The following is a 19,699-nucleotide window of genomic DNA, read 5'->3' on the forward strand; positions in this document are numbered from 1 at the left end:
TCCGTTATTACTGGTTCGAGGGCTCGAACATTGAGAGCGTGGCACTGAGTGCCATGCATTGAGGAGGTGAGCACAACGGACGACCGCCGGACCACCTCCGTTCATCCGCTCATCTGAGCGAGGGGGTGATCAGAGTGGCGAGAATCACCCCCCTCCAGGGTGCCTCGTCTCACTCCTTGGACGCGACGAGAGGGGTGTCGCTCAGATGAGCGATTCGCAGGTGAGCGCCGTCGCGGGCCCGGTATCGTGCCCGCATGGGCGATGACGAGGAGGGCCCGTGACCAGCGCCCGGCCCGCGCTCGCGCAGGTGGTGCCCGGCGCGCGGCGCGTCCTCGACGAGAACTGGACCGGCTCCTCCACGGTCCCCTCCCGCGCGCTCTATCCGCACCAGTGGAGCTGGGATTCGGCGTTCATCGCGATCGGATCGCGTCATCTTTCGGTACGCCGCGCCCAGCGGGAACTGGAAACCCTGCTCAGGGCCCAGTGGGGCGACGGACGGATCCCCCACATCGTGTACAACCCGGCGGTGCCGCCGGGCGCCTACTTCCCGGGCCCGGACTTCTGGCAGCCGGACTTCTGGCGCCCGTCCCCAGCAGGCACCGGCGTCGCGACCTCCGGGATCGTCCAGCCCCCGGTGCACGCGCTCGCCTGTCTGCTCGTCCACCGCGCCGACCCGCGCGCCTCGGTACGGTCCGGCTTCCTGGCCCGTACGTATCCCCGGCTCGCCGCCTGGCACCGCTATCTGACCGACCGGCGCGATCTGGGCGGCGGCGGGCTGGTGTCGGTGGTCCATCCCTGGGAGCCGGGCATGGACAACAGCCCCTGCTGGGACGCCCCGCTGGCCCGCGTCGAGCCCGTCCCGCCGGAGGCGTTCCGCCGCGCCGACCTCGACCATGGCGCGGCCGCCGACCGTCCGACGGACCTGGACTACGGGCGCTACGTACGGCTCGCGGCGGACTACCGGGACGGGGGCTACGAGGACCGCCCCGGCGCCCACGCCTTCGCCGTCGAGGACCCGGGCGTCAACGCCCTGCTCATCGCCTCAGAACACGCCCTGGCCGAGATCGCCCAGCACCTCGGCGCGGACCCCCGGCCGCATCGCGCCCGGGCCGCCCGGCTGACGGCCGCCCTGCTGGACCGCCTCTGGGACCCGGCCGCCGGGCTGTTCCTGTGCCGCGATGTGGTGGGCGGCGGCCTGATCCCCGAGCGGAGCGCGGCGGGCCTGCTGCCGCTGCTCGTCCCGGAGCTGCCCCGGGCCACGGTCGGCGCGCTGCTCCGCACGGCGGCGGGCGAGCACTTCGGGCTGGGCACCTCGGTGCGCCTGGTGCCCAGCTACGACCTGCGCGGCCACGCCTTCGACCCGTCCCGCTACTGGCGCGGCCCCGCCTGGTTCAACGTCAACTGGCTGCTGGAGCGCGGCCTGCGGCTCCACGGCGCGGCGGACGAGGCGGACGCGCTGCGGGACGCGGCCGTGGAGGCGGCCGCCGCGACCGGGTTCGCCGAGTACGTCGACCCGTACACGGAGGAGGCACGCGGCACCCGGGACTTCAGCTGGACGGCGGCGCTGGCGCTCGACCTGGCGGTGGCGGTGGCGGCGGATCAGGGCGCCTGATCGTCATCGGCCGCCCGGAGCCGGGCGAGCGCCGTGCGGGTCAGCCGGGTGCATCTGTGGTCGTCGCCCAGCACCCGTTCACTCGCCTCCAGCACCGCGCGCCACTCGGCCTCGGCCTCGTCGAGGCGTCCGAGCCCCTTGAGGGCGATGCCCAGGTTGTGGCGGGTCCACAAGGTGGCGGAATCCTCGGCCCCGAGGGCGCGCGTCCGCAGCTCGGCCGTCGCGCGGTTCTCCGCTTCCGCCTCCGCGTAGCGGCCCAGCTTGCCCAGCACATTGCCGAGGCTGTGCCGGGCCGACAGCGTGTCCTCGGCCTCGGGCCCCAGGACCCGCGCCCGCCCCTCGGCCACATGCCGGTACTCCACCTCGGCCTCCGCGTAGCGCTTCTGGTTCCGCAGCAGGTCGGCCAGCATCCGATGGGTCAGCAGGGTGCCGGGGTCGTCCGGCCCCCGCACCCGCGCCTCCGCCCCCATGATCGCGCGGTACTCGGCCTCGGCCTCCTCCAGTCGGCCGAGGTCGCTCAACGCGTTCGCGCGGCAGTACCGGGTCACGAGCGTCACCGCCGCTTCGGCCCCCAGAGTGTCGGTCCGGTCTCGCAGCACCGCGGTGAACTCCGCCAGCGCTTCCTCATATCGCTTGGCCTCGGCCAGGCAGACCCCCAGGCCGTGCCGCGTGGTCAGGGTGCTGAAATGCTCCCCGCCCAGCACGTCGGTCTGCATCGCCAGAAGGCCCCGGAACGCCGCTTCCGACTCTTCGTTTCTGCCCTGATCGGCCAGGAGCATCGCCCGCAGACGGCGCGCCTCGAAGGAATTGACGTGCCGCTCCCCACGGGTCCGGTCTGACACGTCGATCAGCGCCGCGACCTCGGCCTGAGCCTCTTCGTAGCGTTCCAGATCGCGCAGCACGGTGATGTGCCAGTGCGCCGCGTTCAGGGTCCGCTGGTGCTCCGTACCGAGTCCGTCCCCCAACCGGTCGGCCGCCTCCCGCCACAGCTCCTCGGCCTCCTCCTCCCGACCCCGCTCTCCCAGGAGATGCGCCAGCCTGAAGACGGCGTTGGCCCACGCGGGGAGACCTCCCTCTTCCGAGGGTGCGCAGTCCGCGACGGCCGCCCGGCTCTCCAACTCCGCCTCGTCATACTGTCCGAGCTGCGCCAGCGCGTTGGACAGCCACACCCTGGCATTGACCGTGTCCCGGTGCGCCCGACCCTTGAGTTCCCCCAACTCCTCCTGTGCGACGCGGAACTCCCGCTCGGCCTCCTCCGGGCGCCCCAGCGCCATCAGCATGCGGCCACGGCTCACCCGGAGTCCCGCGACAAGCCCGCGCCGGTCATCGGGGCTGCGAAGATGCGCGTCGATGAGCGTGCGGCGCTCCTCCTCCGCGTCCTGCTCCCGCCCGGCGTCTTCGAGCAGGGAGGCCAGGTGGCTGCGCGCGTTCAGCGTGTACTCGTGGTCCCTCCCGTGCAGCCGGCCCGAGATGTCGACCACCGCGCTCAGATGGTGCTCGGCCTCCTCGTGCTCGCCCAGCTTGTTCAGCGCGAGGGCCAGATGACCACGCAGGGTGCGCGACTCCAGCTCCTCTCCGGCCGACACCTCGGGAAGCTGTTCCAGGATCGTGCCGTGCAGTTCGTCCGCGTAGTCCCGCCATCCGCTCTCGGTCAGCGCCTCGGCCAGCCCGGGCAGTCGCCGGACCCCGAGCCAGCCGGACTTCTCGTCCCGGTCCTCCGCCTCCGCCAGCAACAGGTCGACCCATACGCCCACCGGCACCGTCATCCTCTCGTCGGCCGCGATCCGGCGCACCAGGGCGAGGAACGGCGGCTGGACGCGCTCCGACACATGGGAGCGAACGGTGAGATCGGGGACCGGGAGCGTCGGCTCGGGCGGGGACGGCGGCCGCGGCGGCTCCGGGCTCTCGTATCGCTCCTCGTCCCGCAGCCCCAGCCGCTGCAGCAGCTCCGGGGAGGCCGCCGCGAAGGGGCGGGCCTCCTCGGCGACGTGGGAGTCGCCGTGGTCGCCGGAGAGCCGGGCGCGGAACTCGGGGCCGCTGCCCTGGCGGCGCAGCAGGAACTCGGTGACCTGCGCCGCCGTTTCCAGCGCGTCCGAGGTCCGGACCGCGTCCAGCAGGAGATCCGCGACCCCCGGGTGGAACGCGTACTCCTCCGCGCCGCCCGCCCGCCTCCGCAGCAGCCCGCCGAGGAACACCTCGGCCAGCTGCGCCGGGTGGAAGCGCTCCCCACGGCCCGCGCCCGCCTGGTGGATCAGCCGCATCACCGGCAGCGTCAGCGGATGGACGGTGGCCAGCGCCCCGGCCAGCCGCTGGGCCTCGGGCGAGGCGGCGCCCCGGAAGCGGCGCAGCCGCTCCTCGGCCGTCGGCTCGGGGACATGGGCGGTGGCCTGCGCGGCCACCGGCTTCTCCGCCCCGTCCAGCAGCATCACCGGCAGCGCCGCGCTGCCCCCGCCCGTGCCCGTGCCCGTGCCGGTGAGCGCCGCCCAGGCGCCCAGCTCGCCCTCGGCCAGCTCCAGCACGGGTACCGGTGTCTTGCCGTCGTACGACACCAAGCCGCGCGGAAGCACCGGGTGGCGCACGGACAGCGCACGGCATGGCGCGCCCTCCCAGCCGCCCGCGTCGACCAGCAGCCGCTGCGTGGGCATGCCGCGCTCCGGCCACATGCGCGCGGGCAGCGGTTGGAGGACCGCCACCGGCGAGTGGCGGGCCCAGCGGCGCAGCAGACGCGGAATCGCGCCGCTGCGCCACCCCGGGCCCACCCCGTCCGAGAGGACCAGCATCAGGGTGCGGCCGGAGATGTCGGTCAGCTGGCGCGCGGTGCGGCGCGGGGCGCCGGGGGCGTAGGGGCGGGTCGTGAGCAGCGGTTGGGGTTCGTGCCCGGGCGCCGGTCGGGCGTCCTGAGCGCTGTCCAGCCCGTAGGTCCGTACGGAGCGGAAGGTGCCCTGCCGTTCCAGCAGTCCGCGCACCTCGGCGGCGAGCTGCTGCCACAGGACCATCGACGGGCCGTCGTCCACGATGAGCGCGACGCTCAGCCAGCGCTCCGGGCGGGGGCGCAGCACCACGTCCGGCAGACCGGTTTCGGCGATCCACTCGGCGGTGGCGGCCTCGTCGACGCGGAAGGACGTGCGCGACGGCACGCTCCGCCGCAGCGGTCGCAGCGCGCGGGACAGCCCGCGCGCCGTGGGCAGCGCCCGTACGCCCCGGACGCCGACGCCGCGCGCCGGGCGGGCCTCGGTGGAACGGGCGGCGCCCGCGGCGTAGAACCCGGCGGGGGCGAGGGGGCCGGGCTCGGGTTCAGCCGCGGTGTGCGCTCCGGCGGGCGGGCGCCGGGCGTCCTCCCCCTCGTCGTCGCCGTCGGCGGCGCCGGGGGCGGGGCCGGTCGTGCCCGGGGGCGGCGTCCGCTCCTCGCCGTCGCCCTCGGCCCGCGCCGGGGCCGTGGTCGCGGCGAACCACAGGACGTCGCACAGCTCCTCCTGGGAGAGGTCGACCCCCGCGTCCTCCAACAGGGCGCACAGCCGCTCGATCATTACGCGTCGACTTCGTTCAGCGAGCGGAACAGCTTGTCGAGGACGTCCTGGTCGACCCGCACCCCGGTGGAACGCAGGCGGACCGCATTGAGGAGTTGGTCGGTGGCCAGCTCTCGTTCGTTCCGCCGGGCCACGAAGTCGGCGATCAGCTCCCGCGCCCGCGCGCCGACCTCCTCGCCCAGGTGCATGGTGACGATCTGCTGGAGCTGCCGCTCATCGGGTTGCTTGAGGTCGAGCCGTACGCAGCGGCGCAGAAACGCCGGAGGGAACTCACGCTCGCCGTTGCTGGTGATGACGACGACGGGGAAGACGCGGCAGCTGACCCAGCCGCTGGTGATCCCGGCCTTCACCCGGGAACCGGCCGTCTGCACCTGGACCGTCTTCCCCTCCCCCAGACGGGCCAGCTCCGGGATCTCGAACTCGCCCTCCTCGAAGACGGTGAGGAGGTCATTGGGCAGGTCGACATCGCCCTTGTCCAGCTCGTCCACGAGCAGAACGCGCGGTGTGCCGGTCGGCAGGAGCGCGGTGCCGAGCGGGCCGAGCCGCAGATAGTCGCCGATGTCCGGCTCGGTTCCGGGGCTCTCGTCGGCGCGCCGCTTGAGGGAGACTTCGCGCAGTCGGCCCACCGCGTCGTACGAGTAGAGGCCCTCGGTGAGCGTGGAGCGGCTGTTGACCGGCCAGTGCAGCACCTCGCCCAGCTTCAGTTCGCGGGCGATGGCGTGGGCCAGGGTCGACTTGCCGGTGCCGGGGCGGCCGGTGACCAGCAGTGGGCGGTGCAGATGCAGCGCCATGTTGACGACGTCGCGGTCCTCGTCGGTGATCAGATACGGCAGCCCCCGCCCCTCGCCTCGGCCCCGCCCCTCGCCTCGGCCCCGCCCCTCGCCTCGGCCCCGCCCCTCGCCCCGGCGCCGCGCGTCGTCGCCGAAGCGCCGCCACGGCGGGGCGGTGGGCCAGGTCTCCACGTCGTGGGGCTCGGTGTCGCCGCCCTGGAAGAGCCTCCAGTCCTGTGCCATCTTCTTCGTCTCTCCTCAGGGTGCGGACAGGTCGAGTTGGTCGGGGAGCGGGTGGTGCGGATCGTCCCACAGGAGGGCCATGTGCCTGCCGTGGTGACTCCGGTAGGGGTCGCTGTCGGAGCGGAGTTCACGCAGCCGCTGGGGAAGGGAGCGCAGTGGTCTCTCCTCGCCGAGTAGCTTGCGTATCTCGTCCTCCGCTAGGGACGGTTCCGCCTCGCCGTGCCAGATGAGGACGGGCACCCCGCCGAACAGACAGGCGTTGAAGAGGTCCGCCCGGGCCCGCGAGGGGGTGGTCGTCATCGCGCCGGGAGCGTCCACGGTCTGCTGGACGACGGCGTACACCTCACCGCAGTCCATGTCGCCCGGCAGCCAGCGCAGATCCCTGGTGGCGGCGGTGCCGACCCGCTTCCAGCGGCCCTTCCACAGATCGTGGCGCTGGGGTTCACGGAATTCGGTGCAGCGCATGACGACCGGGTAGTCGGTGCCCAGATGCCGCTTGACGGGCCGCGCGAACTGCCAGCGGTGCACGGCCAGTTCGAGGTCGGTGGAGGGAACGAAGAACTCCACCAGGGTGTCCGGGGCGTAGGGCTGGGCGTTCAGCACGGCTTCCAGGCCGTCCCGTATCTCCTCCAGGGAGGCGGGGGTGTCCACCTTGGCCAGGGAGTTGACGTCCTCGCCGCGCCGCGTCCACACCTCGTACGCGCGCTCGGGCCCGTTGGAGGGGTGGAGCCGGATCTGGACGCGCTGGTCCTGGGCGGGACCGGCCGCCTTGACGCCTTCGGCGTACTCCTCGGCCTCGCCGCGCCGCTCCTTCAACTGGCCCTTCATGCCCAGCCGTTCGGCGCACCGCAGCGACCAGGCACGCAGATCGGCGGCGACCGCCCCGCCGTCGACGGCCGCGAAGCGCTCCACGACCCTGAGCAGTTGAGGGAGCTGGTCCGGTTTGGGGAGCAGCTCCTCCAGCGCCTCGGCGAGCGCGGCCGGACCGTGGAACGCCAGATCGACGAGGCCGAACAGCGCGCGGGCCTCCTCGGCGACGTCGTACCGGCCCCGCTCGTCCAGCCGCCCCAGCAGCGCGACCAGCTCCACGTACTCGGCGCGGGTCAGCCACTGGTTCTGGAGGACGTGGCACGCCTTGCGGATCTCCGCGCGGACCGGGGCGGGTGCGCTCAGCTCGGCCAGGAGGGTGACGGTGCCGTGCGGGTTGTCCAGGGCCCAGTCGACCAGTTCCCCGGCCGGGAGGGGAGTCATGGCGGGCGGGCCGGTGGTGAACTGCTCGCACAGCCGGGCGGCGACCCTCGCCGCCGACCCGGCGGGATCCGCCCCGAGCAGCCCCGCCGCCTCCAGTACCACCATCTCCCGGAACCGCCGCTTCTCCGGATCCAGGGGCGGGGCGGGCGGGCCGAGCCGGTCCGTCCGCTCTTGCTGGTCCCAGTCGATGACGTGCATCGTCGGGTACTGTCGGCCGCTCCCGCTCCCGCTCCCGCTCCCGGTCGCGGGTCGTTGGGCGAAGTCGTCCCGTACGCCCTTCCCGACCTGGTCCAGATCCAGCGCCGCTCCGGCGCCGCCCGCCGCTTCGAGCTGCCGCAGCAGAGCAGAGGTGAAGCGCCCGGCTCCCTCCTGCTCCATGGCGACGGCACCGGCCTGGCAGGCGCGCATCCAGAAGACCCGCCGATCGGATCTGGTCTGGGGCGCCTTGGTGAGCGGCTGCGGGGTGTCGGCCAGCTCATGAGTGTGGAGGGGAAGGGCGCGCCGGCAGGCGTCGACGATCACGGTGACCCGGTCCACTCCGTCCCAGGGCAGATGGTCGGTGCGCACCAGGTCGAGCAGGCTGTCGGCGTCCATCCCCTGCAGGTCGGTGTCGGACGTCTCGGGGTACAGCAGGCTCCACCGGCCGCCCGGTGCCTGCACCCCGTGCCCGGCCCAGTAGATCCACAGCCAGTCGCCGTCGATCTCGCGCAGCCCGTCCCGGAAGACCTCGCGCACGTCCCGGCGCTCCGCCGGGCGGTAGCCGGGGTGCGCCGCCGCCAGGGCCTCCCGGTTGCGCTCCATGGGCGAGGCCAGCAACTGGATGTTCTCCGGCGGTACGCCCCTCCCGGCGAGCCAGTTCCGCATCCCGATGGCATCGTGCACCGGGCCGTCGAGGTTCAGATCGTCGCTGCCGTTGTACCGCTCGACCGCCACGATCACGGCATGGGTACGGCGCCAGTCGTGTTCCACCGCTGTCACTTCGGCAGCTCCGGGGCCAGCAGTTCGTACAGCCGCTGGTGGGCGAAGTACGCGGTGTGGGCGCGCGGGAAGGGCTGGCGGGTGTTGACGCGCAGATCGGTGACCCGGTCGGGGAAGACCTTCTCCCCGACGAAGCCCAGCAGATCCTGCTCGTCGTAGACGTTGATCCAGCGGGGGAAGGTACCGGGCAGCGGTTCGCCTCGGCGCAGTGCGGTGAGCGCGTCCAGCTCGTAGAGGAACGGCGCCTGCGAGCCGACCGTCACCAGCAGCTCCACGCCCTCGGGCGGATCGGGCTCGGCGAGCAGATCGACGCAGGCGATCCCGCCGAGGCTGTGGGCGAGCAGCACCACCGGGCCGCCCCCTGACGCGATCGCCTCGCGCACCGCCGTACGGATCGCGGTACGCACCCCGGCGCCGCGCACCTGGTAGCGGAGGATGTCGCCACTGGCCGGGACGGACTTCTCGGTGATCCCGCCACGGAAGGTGTGGGCCAGCGAAGACAGCGGCGAGAGGTAGGAGTTGAGCGCCCGGACGGCGACGCCCTTCGCGGCGCGGACGGCGAATCCGTCCCGGCCGGTGCCGCCCAGCTGACCGGTGAGCGCGCCGACGACGGTGTCCCGGTCGGCGCCGTCCACGGCGAGCGGCTCATCGTCGCCGTGCGGGCCCTCGGCCCGCTGGACGGCCAGCGCGTACACGGCGCGGGCCGCGATGGGCTCGATCCCGTCGGCGTACGGAGTGCCGCCCAGGGCGCGGGAGATCTCCTGGGCGACGCGGCCACCGGCCGGGCCGAGGTGCGGCGCGAGGTCGGCTGCCAGGTCGTCCAGGCTGCTTCCGCCGCCGGTCACCGCCGCCAGGGTCAGCCCGCGCGCCTTGTCCGCCACGGTCTGCCAGGGGTCCTGACGGCCGGGGGCGAAACCGGCCCGCGCCGCGCCCCCGCCGCGCCGCGCCGTCGCCACCTCCGCGAACTCCCGCAGCTCGGCGAGCGGATCCACCTCCAGCAGCGCCCAGACGGCCAGCGGATCGTCCTCGTCCAGCAGCGCGTCACCGCCGACGCCTCGGCTCTTGCTCCGCACCGGGATCGACGCCCCGCCGAGCCCCAGCGACGCCCCGTGCCGCTCTCCCCAGAAGCAGCGGACGACGCGGATATCGGCTCTCGCCCGCCCGAGGCCCTTCACGACCCGCGCGATGCTCTTCTCGTACGACTTGGCCCGGACCCCCGTGCCGTGGACGAAGACGACGCTTGTCACCGATCCCCCCAGATCGTCCGGATCCCACCGCCACCACGAGCCCATCACTTTAGCCCGTGATGACCTCCTGTGACCCCCGAACTACCGAGGTCAGCCGCCCGAGGTGTCCAGCTCCGCGTCCGCCGTCACGCCCGCGCAGTCGTAGGGGTCCGCCAGCCAGCCGTCCGGGAGCACCACGCGGTTGCGGCCGGAGGTGCGGCCACGGGGGCCGTCGGCGCCGGGGGGCCACTCCTGGTCCAGGTCAAGACCGGCCAGCAGCTCGTCCAGCTCGGCGAGGGACGAGGTGATCGCGAGCCGCTTGCGCATCTCGGAGCCGACCGAGAAGCCCTTGGTGTACCAGGCGACATGCTTACGGAAGTCGATCACGCCGCGCTCCTCGTCCTCCAGCCACTGCGCGAGCAGCTCGGCATGGCGGCGCATCACGGCGGCGACCTCCTTGAGCGTGGGCCGGGCGGAACCGGCCCCGCCGCCCGGTTCGAACGCCGCGACCAGGTCGCCGAAGAGCCACGGCCGCCCCAGGCAGCCGCGCCCGACGACCACGCCGTCGCATCCGGTCTGGCTCATCATCCGTACCGCGTCGTCGGCGGACCAGATGTCGCCGTTGCCGAGCACCGGGATCTCCGGGACGGTCTCCTTCAGGCGCGCGATGGCGTCCCAGTCCGCCGTGCCGCCGTAGTGCTGGGCGGCGGTGCGGCCGTGCAGGGCGATCGCGGTGACGCCCTCCTCGACCGCGATCCGGCCCGCGTCGAGATAGGTGATGTGGTCGTCGTCGATGCCCTTGCGCATCTTCATGGTCACCGGCAGCGGACCGGCGCCCGTCACCGCCTCGCGCAGGATCGCGCGCAGCAGGTTCCGCTTGTACGGAAGCGCCGAGCCGCCGCCCTTGCGGGTCACCTTGGGCACCGGGCAGCCGAAGTTGAGGTCGATGTGGTCGGCCAGGTCCTCGTCCACGATCATCCGTACGGCCTTGCCGACGGTCACCGGGTCGACCCCGTACAGCTGGATGGAGCGCGGCTTCTCGGTGCCGTCGAAGTGCACCAGCCGCATGGTCTTGGCGTCCCGCTCGACCAGCGCGCGGGTCGTGATCATCTCGCTGACGAACAGCCCCTTGCCGCCGCTGAACTCCCGGCACAGGGTGCGGAACGGCGCGTTGGTGATCCCGGCCATCGGCGCGAGGACGACCGGTGGCTGGACCGTGTGCGGGCCGATCTGCAGCTGCGTCTGGGTCATGGGGTGAGCTTCCTCGCGGTGCGGGTAGGACGTACGTATGGGTGGCCGTACCGGGCCGTCGTACGCGTCGTGGTACGTGGCGTCGTACGGACCGGACCTCTCATTGTCCCGCACCCGCGCGGGGAATCGGCCGGGCGGTTCATACGGCCGTTCCCCCGACATCGTTGTAGCGTTCAACCATGCCTGAGCTCAGCCCTCGGCGGCGCATGCTCGTGCTGGCGATCTGCTGCATGAGCCTGCTGCTCGTCAGCCTCGACAACACCGTGCTGAACGTCGCCCTGCCCTCGATGCGCAGCGATCTGAACGCCTCCGTCTCCGGGATGCAGTGGACGATCGACGCGTACACCCTCGTCCTGGCGGCGCTGCTGATGCTCGCCGGGTCGACGGCCGACCGGATCGGGCGCAAGCGCGTCTTCCAGACCGGTCTGGTGATCTTCACGCTCGGCTCGGCGCTGTGCAGCCTCGCGCCCAATCTAGGGGCGCTGGTCGGCTTCCGTATGGTGCAGGCCATCGGCGGCTCGATGCTCAACCCGGTGGCCATGTCGATCATCACCAACACCTTCACCGAGCCCCGGGAGCGGGCCCGGGCGATCGGGGTGTGGGGCGGTGTCGTCGGCATCAGCATGGCGGCCGGACCGATCGTCGGCGGGGTGCTGGTGGAGTCGATCGGCTGGCGCTCGATCTTCTGGATAAACCTTCCGGTCGGGCTCGCGGCGATGGCACTGACCGCCCGCTTCGTACCGGAGTCGCGGGCTCCGAAGCCCCGCAGGCCCGATCCCATCGGCCAGCTGCTGGTCATCGCCGTCCTCGGCTGTCTGACGTACGCCATCATCGAGGCGCCGGGGCACGGCTGGGCCTCGCCGCTGATCACCACCTGCGCGACGGTCGCCGTCATCGGGCTGGTCGCGCTGATCCGCTACGAGCGGCGGCGCGCCGAACCGCTCATCGATGTGCGCTTCTTCCACAGCGCCCCCTTCAGCGGGGCGACGGTCATCGCGGTGAGCGCGTTCGCGGCGCTCGGCGGCTTCCTCTTCCTGAACACGCTCTATCTGCAGGACGTGCGCGGGCTCGACGCCCTGCACGCCGGGCTGTGGATGCTGCCGATGGCGTTCATGTGCTTCATCTGCGCGCCGCTGTCCGGGCGGCTGGTGGGCCACGGCGGGCCCCGGCTGCCGCTGCTGCTGGCCGGGGTGACGATGGCGGCCAGCGGGGTGCTGTTCGCGGTCTTCGACGCCCAGTCCACCAATGTGCTGCTGCTGATCGGCTATGTGCTGTTCGGTATCGGATTCGGTCTGGTCAACGCGCCCATCACCAATACGGCGGTCTCCGGGATGCCCCGTTCGCAGGCCGGGGTCGCCTCCGCCGTCGCCTCCACCAGCCGTCAGGTGGGCCAGTCGCTGGGGGTCGCGGTGATCGGCGCCGTGCTGGCCGCGGGCGCGGCGGCCGGGGTGGCGGGAGCGGAGCCGGGCCACAAGGCCTCGGCCTCGGCCGCCGCCGCGTTCGTGGACGCCGCCCGGCCCGCCTGGTGGATCATCGCGGGCTGCGGTGCCGTCATCCTGCTGCTGGGCGCGCTGACCACCGGCCGCTGGGCGCTGGCCACGACGAAGCGCGCCGCCGCGCTGTTCGAGGAGGGCGGGCCGACGGGTCAGACGTCGGCCAATTCGAGCGCGAGGGCGTGAAGCCGGTCCAGGCGCTCACGGGACTCCTCGTCCGCCGGGGTGTACGTGAGCAGCTTGGGCCCGCCGTTGGGGCCGGTCCACAGGCTGGTCGAGGTCAGCCGTACGACGCCCACGCTCGACTGCCGGAAGATCTTGATCCGGTCGCCGGGCCGCACCACCTCATGGCGCGCCCAGATCTCCCGGAACTCCGGTGAGGCGTCCTCCAGCCGCCTCAGCAGCGCCTTCCACGCGGGCTCGGCGACGTGTTCGGCCATCGCGGCGCGGAACTTGGCGGCCATCAGCCGGATCGTCTCGTCCCGCTCGACCAGGCTCGCCCGCCACTCGTCGTGGGTGAAGGCCAGCCACATGCAATTGCGGTCCTCCGGCGGCAGCGTGTCCAGGTCGCACATCAGCAGCCGGTAGGAGCGGTTGTACGCGAGGAGGTCGAACCGGGCGTTCTGTACGCACGCCGGGAACGGCTCCAGCCGCTCCAGCATCACCTGGAGCGACTGCGGCACCCCGGCGCACTCGTTCGCGGGGCTCGGATCGGCCTGTCCGGCGAGGGCGAAGAGATGGGCGCGCTCGCTGCGGTCCAGGAGCAGCGCGCGGGCGATGGCGTCGAGGACCTGCGCCGAGACGTGGATGTCCCGGGCCTGCTCCAGCCAGGTGTACCAGGTGACGCCCACCGTGGAGAGCTGGGCGACCTCCTCACGGCGCAGCCCGGGGGTCCGCCGGCGGCGGCCTCGGGGCAGCCCGACCTGCTCGGGGGTGATCCGCTCGCGGCGGCTGCGCAGAAAGGCCGCCAGCTCGGTCCGTCGGATATCACCTGTGGCAGTCTGCACCGTGATGGTCATGGGTCCAGAGTGCCCCATGGGCTCAGCCGGTTGCCAGGTACTTCTTGTACCAGGATAAAGAGACTCTGGTACCCGTCTGAGTGTGGCGGGATCGTCTGAAGCGTGACCGATACCGAAATCCCCACCAGAACCCTCGCCCCGACGGCCCGGGGTGCCGTCGCGGAGACGCCCGGCGAGCCCGGCCATCTGAGCGGCCCGGGGCTGTTCACCCTGCTGCTCGGGGCGGCCCTTCCTCTGATCGACTTCTTCATCGTCAACGTGGCCCTGCCCACCATGGACCGCGACCTGGCCGCGGGCCCGGCCGTCCTGGAGCTGATCGTCGCCGGGTACGGCGTGGCCTACGCGGTGCTGCTGGTCCTCGGCGGACGGCTGGGCGACACCTTTGGACGGCGCCGCCTCTTCCTCGCCGGAATGGCGGCCTTCGGGCTGACCTCGCTGGCCTGCGGGCTCGCCCCGGACGCCTGGACCCTGGTCGCGGCGCGCGTCGCGCAGGGCGCGGCGGCGGCGCTGATGCTGCCGCAGGTGCTCGCCACCATCCACGCCACCACCAGCGGCTCGCACCGCGCCCGCGCGCTCAGCATGTACGGCGCGACGGCCGGTCTCGCCATGGTGGCGGGGCAGATCCTGGGCGGGCTGCTGGTGGCCGCGGACATCGCGGGCACCGGATGGCGCGCGGTCTTCCTGGTCAACGTCCCGGTCGCGCTGATCGGCCTGGTGCTGGCGGTGCGTACGGTGCCGGAGACCCGCTCGGACCGGCCCGCGCCGGTGGACGTGCCGGGCACGGTGCTGCTGGGCGTCTCGCTGATCACGCTGATGGTGCCGCTGACCGAGGGCCGGGCGGCGGGCTGGCCGCTGTGGACCTGGCTGCTGCTGGGCGCGTTCCCCTTCGTGGCGACCGCGTTCTACGTGATCGAGCGCCGCGCCGACCGGGCCGGGACCACTCCCCTGCTGCCGCCGAGCCTGTTCGCGCTGCGCGCGCTGCGGCGCGGCCTGCCGATCCTGGTGCCGTTCTCGATCGGCTTCGGCGGCTTCATGTTCGTCATCGCGGTGGCGCTGCAGCAGGGTCTGCGGTACGGGCCTGTCGCGGCCGGTATGGCGCTGGCGCCGATGGCCATCACGTTCTTCGTGGCCTCGCTCATGGGGCCGCGCCTGGTCGGCCGGTACGGCAGCCGTGTGGTGACCACCGGCGGCTTGCTCCAGGCGGCGGGCCTCGGGCTGCTGATGCTGGCCGTGGCGCGCGACTGGCCGGACCTGTCCCTGGCCGGACTGCTGCCGGGCGTCGCGCTGGCCGGTCTCGGGCAGGGGCTGCAGCTGCCGGTGCTGATCCGGATCGTGCTGTCCGAGGTGCCGACCGAGCGTGCCGGGGTGGGCAGCGGCGTGCTGGTCACGACCCAGCAGTCCTCGCTGGCCCTGGGCGTGGCCACGCTCGGCACGCTGTTCCTCGCGCTGGCGCCGTCGATGGGCATGGGCGACGCGCTGGTGATCACGCTCGCGGCGCAGCTCGCGGCGGTCGCGCTGACGGTGGCGCTGAGCCTGCGGCTGCCGCGCGTGGTGGCGTGAGCGGGGGCCGTGGGGGTGACAGGTATGCAGTGACAGCTATGCGATGACAGATATTGAAATCTGTCATCGCATCTGCCACGCTCGTCAACGCATACCCGTTACCCGACGTCCCTCCGACGTCCCCCGAGTCCCCGCGAGGAGCACTCCCATGCAGCTGCGCCAACTCGGCACCACCGGCCCCCAGGTCTCCGCACTCGGTCTCGGATGCATGGGCATGTCCGCCCTGTACGGTCCCGCCGACCGCGCCGAGTCCCTCGCCACCATCCACGCCGCGCTCGACGCCGGGATCACCCTGCTGGACACCGGCGACTTCTACGCCATGGGCCACAACGAACTGCTCATCAACGAGGCCCTGCGCACCGCCCCTGCGGCGCACCGCGAAAACGCCCTGCTCAGTGTGAAGTTCGGCGCGCTGCGCGGCCCCGACGGCAACTGGTCCGGCTACGACGGCCGCCCGGCCGCCGTCAAGAACTTCGCCGCCTACTCCCTCCAGCGCCTCGGCGCCGACCACATCGACGTCTACCGCATCGCCCGCGTCGACCCCGACGTCCCGATCGAGGAGACCGTGGGCGCCATCGCCGAGCTGGTCGAGGCCGGGTACGTACGGCACATCGGGCTCTCGGAGGCGGGCGCGGAGACCGTACGCCGGGCCGCCGCCGTCGCCCCGATCTGCGATCTGCAGATCGAGTACTCGCTGATCTCCCGTGGCATCGAGGACGAGATCCTGCCGGTCTGCCGTGAGCTGGGCGTCGGCATCACCGCGTACGGCGTGCTCTCCCGCGGGCTGATCAGCGGCCACTGGAGCCGGGACCGCAAGCTCGCCGACACCGACTTCCGGAGCTTCAGCCCGCGCTTCGGCGGCGAGAACATCGACCGCAACCTCGGCCTGGTCGAGGCCCTGCGCAAGGTCGCCGACGGCAAGGGCATCAGCGTCGCGCAGACCGCCATCGCCTGGGTGCTCGCCCAGGGCCCCAAGCACGCCACGGCCATCGTCCCGCTGATCGGTTCCCGCACACGTGCGCAGCTGACCGAAGCGCTCGGCTCGCTGGGCGCTACGCTCGACGCCGACGACCTGGCCGCGATCGAGGAGGCCGTTCCGGCCGACGCCGCAGCGGGCGACCGCTATGGGCAGGCCCAGGTGGCCCACCTCGACAGCGAGAAGAAGTAAGGGACCCGATGCCGCCGCCCGAGACGCCCCTGACCCCCGACCGCGTCCTCGAAGCCACCGAGGACGTCCTGCGCCGCTACGGCCCGGCCAAGGCCACGGTCGTGGACGTCGCCCGCGCCCTCGGGGTCAGCCACGGCAGTGTCTACCGCCACTTCCGTACCAAGGCGGCCCTGCGTGAGGCGGTCACCGAACGCTGGCTCGACCAGGCCCAGGACGAACTGTCCGCCATCGCCCGCGCCAAGGGCCCGGCCGCCGACCGCCTGCGCGAGTGGCTGGCCACCCTCTTCGCCGCCAAACGCCGCAAGGCGGGCGACGACCCGGAGCTGTTCGCCACCTACCTCTCCCTGGCCGCCGAGAACAGCACCACCGTCGCCCGCCACATCGAGACGATGGTCGGCCACCTCACGAAAATCGTCGAAACCGGCATCGCGAACGGCGAGTTCACCACCCCCGACGCCCGCAGAACAGCCCAGTCCCTCTGGTCCGCCACAGCCCACTTCCACGACCCGGTCTACGCACAGGAATGGTCGGACCCAGGCGCCGAACTGGCCTTCGCGGACCTCTTCGAACTCCTGCTGAACGGCCTGCGGGCGTAGGGAGCGTAGGGAGCGCGAGGCGCCCCCCGCGTCAGGCCTGGGAGGCTGCCCACCACAGCATCGCCGCGGCCACCGCGAAGCAGGCGAGCATGATCAGGAGGGCTTGGCGGCGGGCTGCCGCGTCGGCTGTCATGCGGGGGGAGCCCAGGGCGCCGTGGGCCTGGGCGAGGTGGTCGAGGCCCTTGTGGCGGGCGCCGCCGTAGGTGATCTGTTCCTGCCAGTCACAGTGCAGACAGCCGAGGAGCCGCCGCTGCCCCCGGCCGTAGCCATAGCTGACCTCGAAGACGGTGCCGTCCTCGCTGGTGGCGGTGATGTGGTGCGTCACGCTGCGCATGGTTGGTGAACCCCCGTTCCTGCCGAACCCCTGCCGAACCGAACCTGCCAAGCCGACGACGGGCTCCGGCGCCGCGGCATTCTATCCGCGGTGCCGGAGCCCGTCCTCGTGCTGTGCGTCCTGCCGTACTCGCTGGTCAGCAGCCGATCAGTCGGCCACCCAGGTACGACTGGATCTGGTCGAGGGAGACCCGCTCCTGCTTCATCGTGTCGCGTTCGCGCACGGTCACGGCGTTGTCGTCGAGGGTGTCGAAGTCGACGGTGACGCAGAAGGGCGTGCCGATCTCGTCCTGACGGCGGTAGCGGCGGCCGATGGCGCCCGCGTCGTCGAACTCGATGTTCCAGTGCTTGCGCAGGTCGGCCGCGAGGCCCTTGGCCTTCGGGGAGAGCTGCGGGTTGCGGGACAGCGGCAGCACCGCGACCTTGACCGGGGCGAGCCGCGGGTCGAGCCGCATCACGGTGCGCTTCTCCAGCTTGCCCTTGGCGTTGGGCGCCTCGTCCTCGATGTACGCGTCGAGCATGAAGGCCAGCATGGCGCGGCCGACGCCCGCCGCCGGCTCGATGACGTACGGGGTCCAGCGCTCGCCGGCCTCCTGGTCGAAGTACGACAGGTCCTGGCCGGACGCCGCGGAGTGCGCCTTGAGGTCGTAGTCCGTGCGGTTGGCCACGCCCTCCAGCTCACCCCACTCGGAGCCGCCGAAGCTGAAGCGGTACTCGATGTCGGCGGTGCGCTTCGAGTAGTGGGAGAGCTTCTCCTTCGGGTGCTCGTACCAGCGGATGTTGTTCTCCTGGATGCCCAGCTCCCGGTACCAGTTGTAGCGCTGCTCCATCCAGTACTCGTGCCACTGCTCGTCCTCGCCCGGCTTAACGAAGAACTCCATCTCCATCTGCTCGAACTCACGGGTGCGGAAGATGAAGTTGCCCGGCGTGATCTCGTTCCGGAACGACTTGCCGAGCTGCGCGATGCCGAACGGCGGCTTGCGGCGCGAGGTCTGCTGCACGGCGAGGAAGTTGGTGAAGATGCCCTGGGCGGTCTCGGGGCGCAGGTACGCGACCGAGCCGGAGTCCTGGGTCGGGCCGAGGTGGGTGGAGAGCAGGCCGGAGAACTGCTTGGGCTCGGTGAAGCTGCCCTTGTTGCCGCAGTGCGGGCAGTTGAGGTCGGCCATGCCGTTCTCGGGCAGCTTGCCGTGCTTGGCCTCGTAGGCCTCTTCCAGGTGGTCCGCGCGGAACCGCTTGTGGCAGGAGGTGCACTCGGTCAGCGGGTCGGTGAAGGTGGCGACGTGGCCGGACGCCTCCCAGACCTCGCGGGCGAGGATCACGGACGAGTCGAGTCCCACGACGTCGTCACGCGAGGTGACCATGGAACGCCACCACTGGCGCTTGATGTTCTCCTTCAGCTCCACGCCGAGCGGTCCGTAGTCCCAGGCGGCACGCTGGCCGCCGTAGATCTCGCTGCACGGATAGACGAAGCCACGGCGCTTGCTCAGGCTGACGATGGTGTCGATCTTGTCGGCGGCCACGGTGCTCTCTTCATTGATGACGACATTGGAGGACGCGAAGCGAATGCTTCAGGTTACCGGCGGCGGCACCCCCCGGATCAAATCGATACCGGAAGTGATCAAGAACAAGACCCTTGTTGACAACCGTTTCCATTTTTGTTGAAAATGAGAGTCATGAACATACGCCGCCTCCACCCCGCAACAGCCCTCCTGGGGGCCGCCGCGATGGGCTTGACCACCCTCACAGCCTGCTCCACCGACGCCGGGGACGGAAGGACGGACGGCAAGCTCGATGTGGTGGCGTCGTTCTACCCGATGCAGTTCCTCGCCCAGCGCATCGGGGGGAGCCATGTCCATGTCTCCTCCCTGACCAAACCGGGCGTCGAACCGCACGACCTGGAGATCAGCCCCCGGCAGACGGCCCAGCTCAGCGAGGCCGGGCTGGTGGTCTACCTCAAGGGGCTCCAGCCGTCCGTCGACCAGGCCATCGGCCAGGCCGACCCGAAGCACGTCGCCGACGCCGCCTCGTACACCTCCCTGGAGGACCACGGGACGGAGGTGGAGGGGGAGGACGCCCACGAGCACGCGGAGGGCGGCGAGCACGGTCATGAGGCGCACAAGGCCCACGAGGGCGACGCCGCCGCCGACCCGCACATCTGGCTGGACCCGGTGCGCTACGCCCAGGTCGCCGAGGGCGTCGGCAAGGCCCTGCAGAAGGCGGACCCGGACCACGCCGCCGCGTACAAGAAGAACACCGCCGCCCTGGTGAAGCAGCTCGGCGCCCTCAATGACGACTTCAAGACCGGATTGAAGGGCCGCGGCACGGATACCTTCATCACCACCCACGCGGCGTTCGGCTACCTCTCCGAGCGCTACGGGCTCCGCCAGGAGGCCATCTCCGGCGTCGACCCGGAATCCGAGCCGAGCCCGGCGCGGATGCGGGGGCTGCACACGATCGCCAAGAAGGACAAGGTCAACACCGTCTTCTTCGAGACGCTGGTGAGCGACAAGACGGCGAAGGCGCTGGCGGGCGATCTCCAGCTGAAGACGGACGTCCTCGACCCCATCGAGGGGATCTCGGACAAGTCCAAGGGCCGCGACTACTTCGAGGTCATGCGGTCGAACCTGACGGCCCTGCGCACGGCGCTCGGCGCGAAGTGACGCGTGAGGCGA

14 protein-coding genes are annotated in these 19,699 nt (G+C 72.0%); 6 read left to right on the forward strand and 8 right to left on the reverse strand.

All coding sequences use genetic code 11. The annotated features are described in order from the left end of the window. Positions 1 to 277 precede the first annotated feature (277 nt). Entirely contained in the window at positions 278 to 1,612 is a 1,335-nt protein-coding gene (locus ACWC5C_RS04295; RefSeq protein ID WP_450873558.1) for an MGH1-like glycoside hydrolase domain-containing protein, read from the forward strand. Here ACWC5C_RS04295 and ACWC5C_RS04300 read toward each other — a convergent pair. From ACWC5C_RS04300 to dusB, 5 genes are all read right to left on the reverse strand, one after another. Beyond that, positions 1,600 to 5,139 (reverse strand): SAV_2336 N-terminal domain-related protein, encoded by a 3,540-nt coding sequence (locus tag ACWC5C_RS04300; protein WP_450873560.1) that lies wholly within the window; start codon positions 5,137 to 5,139, stop codon positions 1,600 to 1,602. The two genes, ACWC5C_RS04295 and ACWC5C_RS04300, sit on opposite strands and share 13 nt — an antisense overlap. Next, entirely contained in the window at positions 5,139 to 6,152 is a 1,014-nt protein-coding gene (locus ACWC5C_RS04305) for an AAA family ATPase (RefSeq protein WP_450873562.1), read from the reverse strand. Before ACWC5C_RS04305 ends, ACWC5C_RS04300 begins: the two co-directional genes overlap by 1 nt. A 15-nt stretch (positions 6,153 to 6,167) precedes the next feature. Continuing rightward, the gene (locus ACWC5C_RS04310) at positions 6,168 to 8,381 is read right to left on the reverse strand and encodes a VMAP-C domain-containing protein (RefSeq protein ID WP_450873564.1); all 2,214 of its coding nucleotides are present in this window, start codon (positions 8,379 to 8,381) and stop codon (positions 6,168 to 6,170) included. After that, a complete protein-coding gene (locus ACWC5C_RS04315; protein WP_450873565.1) occupies positions 8,378 to 9,628 on the reverse strand; it encodes a hypothetical protein in 1,251 nt (416 codons plus the stop codon). Before ACWC5C_RS04315 ends, ACWC5C_RS04310 begins: the two co-directional genes overlap by 4 nt. A 90-nt stretch (positions 9,629 to 9,718) precedes the next feature. Next, a complete protein-coding gene (gene dusB / locus ACWC5C_RS04320) occupies positions 9,719 to 10,858 on the reverse strand; it encodes a tRNA dihydrouridine synthase DusB (RefSeq protein WP_450873567.1) in 1,140 nt (379 codons plus the stop codon). A 179-nt stretch (positions 10,859 to 11,037) separates the two neighbouring features. Between dusB and ACWC5C_RS04325 the strand changes: the two genes are divergently transcribed. After that, on the forward strand, positions 11,038 to 12,537 hold the full coding sequence (locus tag ACWC5C_RS04325; protein WP_450873569.1) for an MFS transporter: 1,500 nt from the start codon (positions 11,038 to 11,040) through the stop codon (positions 12,535 to 12,537). On the opposite strand, the gene ACWC5C_RS04330 is transcribed toward ACWC5C_RS04325, so the two are convergent. Next, the gene (locus ACWC5C_RS04330; RefSeq protein WP_450873571.1) at positions 12,504 to 13,370 is read right to left on the reverse strand and encodes a helix-turn-helix transcriptional regulator; all 867 of its coding nucleotides are present in this window, start codon (positions 13,368 to 13,370) and stop codon (positions 12,504 to 12,506) included. The two genes, ACWC5C_RS04325 and ACWC5C_RS04330, sit on opposite strands and share 34 nt — an antisense overlap. Positions 13,371 to 13,472: 102 nt before the next feature. Here ACWC5C_RS04330 and ACWC5C_RS04335 point away from each other — a divergent pair, with 102 nt between their 5' ends. From ACWC5C_RS04335 to ACWC5C_RS04345, 3 genes are all read left to right on the forward strand, one after another. Further along, complete coding sequence (locus ACWC5C_RS04335) at positions 13,473 to 14,930, forward strand: MFS transporter (protein WP_450873573.1); 1,458 nt, start codon at positions 13,473 to 13,475, stop codon at positions 14,928 to 14,930. A 148-nt stretch (positions 14,931 to 15,078) separates the two neighbouring features. Further along, positions 15,079 to 16,098 carry an aldo/keto reductase gene (locus ACWC5C_RS04340; RefSeq protein WP_450873574.1) on the forward strand — a complete coding sequence of 340 codons (1,020 nt, stop codon included), beginning with the start codon at positions 15,079 to 15,081 and terminating at the stop codon, positions 16,096 to 16,098. A gap of 8 nt (positions 16,099 to 16,106) precedes the next feature. After that, positions 16,107 to 16,694 (forward strand): TetR family transcriptional regulator, encoded by a 588-nt coding sequence (locus ACWC5C_RS04345; protein WP_450873576.1) that lies wholly within the window; start codon positions 16,107 to 16,109, stop codon positions 16,692 to 16,694. A 31-nt stretch (positions 16,695 to 16,725) separates the two neighbouring features. Here the strand turns inward: ACWC5C_RS04345 and ACWC5C_RS04350 are convergent, their stop codons facing one another. Further along, the gene (locus ACWC5C_RS04350; RefSeq protein WP_450873578.1) at positions 16,726 to 17,028 is read right to left on the reverse strand and encodes a hypothetical protein; all 303 of its coding nucleotides are present in this window, start codon (positions 17,026 to 17,028) and stop codon (positions 16,726 to 16,728) included. A 136-nt stretch (positions 17,029 to 17,164) separates the two neighbouring features. Continuing rightward, complete coding sequence (locus ACWC5C_RS04355; RefSeq protein ID WP_450873580.1) at positions 17,165 to 18,547, reverse strand: glycine--tRNA ligase; 1,383 nt, start codon at positions 18,545 to 18,547, stop codon at positions 17,165 to 17,167. A 153-nt stretch (positions 18,548 to 18,700) separates the two neighbouring features. Between ACWC5C_RS04355 and ACWC5C_RS04360 the strand changes: the two genes are divergently transcribed. After that, positions 18,701 to 19,687: a metal ABC transporter substrate-binding protein gene (locus ACWC5C_RS04360; RefSeq protein WP_450873582.1), complete on the forward strand. Its 987-nt coding sequence runs from the start codon at positions 18,701 to 18,703 to the stop codon at positions 19,685 to 19,687. The last annotated feature ends 12 nt before the right edge of the window (positions 19,688 to 19,699 follow it).

The organism is Streptomyces sp. NPDC001700 (assembly GCF_053596435.1).